Below are 3,913 nucleotides of genomic sequence, written 5' to 3' on the forward strand. Positions count from 1 at the left end.
TGACAATCCCACATTTCTGTGCTAATTAACATGAACCACGGGAACTGTCAATAAATAAAATATCCTCCCGGAAAAGGGAGGACTATTCTTTAGGCGATATATTAAAGTGTTTTAAATATACAAGAATTTCGTAAACATCCATATTGTTGTACTTCTTATCTATCCAATCCTTTAAAAAGTGTTCAATATGCTTGTATTTCGTATCTAATTTCATATTAATAATATCTAATATTTCTAGATTTGGCATAAATTATTCATCTCCTTTAATGGAGAGAGTATATACACACTTATTTTAGTTTGTCAATAATAACCTGTTATAAACATTTATACTCAGTGCGAACATAAGAGATAGGACATTTCTATCCCTGATACCCAGTTATTTCATATATAATAGGACTTTACATTCAGGAACATGTGTTCTATTATTGGTACAGAAATATTTTCTTCTCCTACCAATATGTCGCATAATGTCGAATCCTTCCTGAAAAAATTCTGAAGAAATTTGTAAAAAGGGGTAGACATGATATATCCCTTGATGGTAAGATAAGGTCATCAAAGGGAACATAAAGGAATCTGAAGCCCTTTAAAGGAAGTGATACATATGTAGAGGGAGGTACGCTTTTTGTCTAGTGAAGAGGTTTTAACAGTTAAACAGGTAGCCGAGATATTAAAAATATCTGAAAAAACGGCTCGCAAAATGCTGAACAACGGAGAAATTAAAGGTTTCAAAGTCGGTCGAGAATGGCGCGTGTCAGCTGAAAAATTCAATGAATACTTAAAACAAAATTAATTCTTTGGGGGAATTTTAAAATGACAAACACTATTAAAAACACTGAAAACACTACTGACGTATTGGCAACTGAGGACATTGCAACAGCATCACCAAGTATTTTTGAACAAGGTACACAACAAATGTTTTCAACTATCCAGGCAACGGACAGAAAGAGCAGCATCAAACTTTACAACGCGGTAAGCAACGCTGAACACTCTCTATCAGACCATATCGGAGAAGTAATTGAAATTACAGACATGGTCGCCCATGCGGTTGAATTAGAGGATGAAGTCACGAAAGAGACAATTCAGGCAATGCGCGTTGTTCTTTTAACAGCAGACGGACAAGGCTATCACAGTGTATCTCAGGGCGTAGCAAGCTCCCTACAACGTATCATTGGGATTGTAGGGCAAGGTCCTTGGACGGACGAGCCATTAAAAGTTGTTCCAAAAGAAGTTAAAACCCGCCGCGGCTTTAAAACATTGACACTTGCGCTTGTGGACTAATTAAATAGTCGCTCCGATCGGGGCGGCTTTTCTTATATTAAATTACTATATACGGAGGTTGCTAGACTTGGATAAAAACGTAATGATTTTCGACAACGGAGAACGCCGCACAGAGATTAAAGAGGATAGAGTGGAGAATATGTATTGTTTCGCTCAAAAGCTTGATGACGATACACAACAGATTATTAGTTTCACTCGTTCAGAAATGCTTGCAATAGTCTCCTATTTTCATGCTGAAGCACAAGACGAACTGTCACGCGGTTCTGTTCGCTATATTCCGACACAAAAAGCAGAAGCCATTTAAATATTAAATTGACAGGGAAATTCGTTTCCCTGTGACTTTTGTGTTTAAAGGGGGTGTCACTGATTGGGAAGAAAAAGCGGCTGAAGAAGAAACAGCAGAAAAAACAAAATATAGCTGCCTTGAAAAAAGTCGGAATTACTGACAAAAAGGTTATAAAGGAATTAAAAAATAAACCTGCCACAGTAAATAAAATTGTTAAGAAAAAGAGTCGTAGTTTAATTGCAAATGAACGATCTGAATTAATTAAACGGTTAGGATTTAAAGTCTCCGAACATTCCGCAAAAAGGTATTGGAGCGAATCACGATTTAATGAATGGTATAACAAAGAATTAAATAAGCGGGCGAAGGCTGAAGAAAGAAAAAGAAAAGCGGCTGAAAGAAAAGCCCGACAAGCTACTGAACCCTATTTAATGATTTACTGGAAAGAAAAAACCGACACAATGATGGATGCAAATGTGATAGAGGACTTAAAACGGTCTTACAGACATGTGAGCGTTGATTATCTTATCGAATCTATAAGAGGTTTTTTAGGTGCTAAACTTCCCGCTGAAATAGGAACAATAAGTATGCATGTTGTCCCCAATAATAAAAGGAAACAGCATAAAGCATTTATGAGAAATTTTGATTCTCTTAGACTGGCTGATATGAATTCATGGATTTTGCTATATGAAGGAAAAGCCGATTTAAGGAGATATAAAGATTTATTAATTGCAATAAATGCAGGCATGAGGGTTTTATATGACAATGAAGAAAAGGCTCAATTTATTGGGGATTTAATTCAGAAATATCTCCCGCAAGTAAATATCAAAACGGCGAAACGTTTAGCGAAGGATTTACGATGGAGAGGTGGATTTTAAATGAGTAAGGAAAAAGAGAATAAAGAAAAAAGCGCAAGTAAACCCGTTAAGATACTTACGCTTGATACTGAGACGCGAGGACTTTTTGGGGAAGTCTTCCGCGTCGGATTATATGACGGTAGTAGATACCGTGCGACAAACACTTTTAAAAACCTGAAAACGGTTCTCTCACAGTATACCACAAAATACGATTGTCATGTATTTATTCATAATCTAGATTTCGACATTTCAAAAATCGCAAAGGACATTTTACCTGAAGCGGATTTAAAAAATTCGATTTTTATTAATAATGTCGTTACGGTATTTAAAACAGGTCTTAATGAATCCCAAATAACTGAAGAAAATGAAATTATTTCGCAACCTATTACATTTCATGATTCCAGCAAGCTTGTAATGGGTTCATTAAAAAAGATATGTGAGGATTTTAATATTTCGCAAGAAAAAGCAAAAATAGATTTAAAAGACCATATTTTGAAATTGGGATGGGCGCTTGACGCTGACGGAAACCCCACAAATGACCCGGGTAAATATGATGACCGGGAATCCCAAGGGAATTATTTTATGAAGGTCGATCCGTATGAACCTGAATTAAATGAATATTTACGGTTGGACTGTGTGGCATTATATGAAATTGTTACAATGCTTATTGAAATATCCGGCTTGCCGATTCATGAATTTTTAAAATGTCCTACTACCGCAAGTCTTGCAATGAAAGTATATCAAATGAATTATCCTGAAGATTATGAAAAGGCTATTTCCACGAATTACGGTTATAGCAAATGGGGCGAGTTTACAGAGGATTTTATACGCAAGGCATATTATGGTGGACGTACAGAAGTATTTCAAAGTGAATTAAATGGCGGCTTTCATTATGATGTAAATTCATTATATCCGTACGTTATGAAAGTGAACCCAATACCTATAGGGAAACCGCGTCACCATAAAGGAGACAAAGCCCGAAACGTATTTAAATATTGGTACAGCTATAGACAGGGCGGCGGTTTTTTAGAATGTGATATTCACATACCGACTACTTTACATATACCGCCTCTACCTCACAGAATGTACAAAAAATTATGTTTCCCGGTCGGTAACCTTTCAGGGATATGGACGTTTGAAGAAATTGAATTGGCGTTAGAAATGGGTGCTAAAATAAAAGAAATTCATCAATGTATTTATTTTGAAAAGACCGATTATATATTTAAAGATTTTGTCTCCTATTTTGAAGAGATTAAAAATACAAGTGATGGAGCAAAAAAGACGTTTGCAAAATTAATGCAAAATGCACTGTACGGAAAATTCGGTATGCAAAGGGTTCGGCAAACGATTTTACCTGTCACAGAAATTGAGACATGCGAAGAAAAAGGCTATCCTTATGTTGAATTATTTAACCCTGTATATGGACAAGAATTTATTGAAGCAGCCGTCCCCAGCAAAGCGCCGTATATTCAGCCGCATATAGCCGCCTACGTTA

Annotated in this window: 5 protein-coding genes; all 5 read left to right on the forward strand. The window is 36.1% G+C overall.

Features of this window, described 5'->3' with window-relative positions:
* The first annotated feature begins 622 nt into the window (after positions 1-622).
* Entirely contained in the window at positions 623-790 is a 168-nt protein-coding gene (locus ACWGSK_RS27485) for a helix-turn-helix domain-containing protein (RefSeq protein WP_326194937.1), read from the forward strand.
* A gap of 20 nt (positions 791-810) precedes the next feature.
* On the forward strand, positions 811-1,278 hold the full coding sequence (locus ACWGSK_RS27490) for a hypothetical protein (RefSeq protein WP_326194938.1): 468 nt from the start codon (positions 811-813) through the stop codon (positions 1,276-1,278).
* 82 nt (positions 1,279-1,360) lie between these two features.
* The gene (locus ACWGSK_RS27495; protein WP_376642817.1) at positions 1,361-1,582 is read left to right on the forward strand and encodes a hypothetical protein; all 222 of its coding nucleotides are present in this window, start codon (positions 1,361-1,363) and stop codon (positions 1,580-1,582) included.
* A 53-nt stretch (positions 1,583-1,635) separates the two neighbouring features.
* Positions 1,636-2,439: a hypothetical protein gene (locus ACWGSK_RS27500; protein ID WP_376912104.1), complete on the forward strand. Its 804-nt coding sequence runs from the start codon at positions 1,636-1,638 to the stop codon at positions 2,437-2,439.
* On the forward strand, positions 2,440-3,913 hold a 1,474-nt coding region (locus ACWGSK_RS27505), incomplete at its 3' end, for a DNA polymerase (RefSeq protein ID WP_452457180.1). It lies immediately after the preceding gene.

This window comes from Nocardiopsis sp. NPDC055551, from assembly GCF_053619415.1.